This window comes from Sphingobacterium bovisgrunnientis, from assembly GCF_009829085.1.
Classification (GTDB): domain Bacteria; phylum Bacteroidota; class Bacteroidia; order Sphingobacteriales; family Sphingobacteriaceae; genus Sphingobacterium; species Sphingobacterium bovisgrunnientis.
In genome coordinates, this window is sequence record NZ_WUQY01000148.1 from 1 (window position 1) to 434 (window position 434).

1 protein-coding gene is annotated in these 434 nt (G+C 29.7%); it reads right to left on the reverse strand.

Annotated features, from left to right (window positions below):
* Positions 1-93: 93 nt before the first annotated feature.
* Positions 94-434, reverse strand: a 341-nt coding sequence (locus GOQ16_RS18530) for a hypothetical protein (protein WP_160070443.1), incomplete at its 5' end; no start/stop codon positions are given.

Genomic DNA, 434 nt, shown 5'->3' on the forward strand with positions numbered 1-434 from the left:
TCTTTCAGCTAGTAAGGTTTCTTAAGTAATTATATCAATTTTAGTTTCAGGTATAACTTCTGCTAAGAGTAGATGTCTTAAGAAATTTTCTATTCATTTTAAAATCTCTTTAAAATTTTCAGCATCTAAACTTTCATTACTATCTATGGTAGTCGTAGATTTTTCTCCATATTTGATTTGATTTTTGGTTTCTTCAGAGGTCCTTCTCCAGATATCTGAAGTAATTCCTCTAAAGGTGTGGATTGTAAAATTACATGCTTGAGTGGTATTCCATTTATGAAAAGTAACTGCTAAATCAGTAGCCTTTACCCATGTGTTAATAATTTCGCTTTTATTATTGTTACCATTAATATCTAGCCATGTTCCTATTGTAAGAATTGGTTCAGTAAATAGTTTAACTGGATTATTATCTCCAAAATGTATAGGATTGGTCG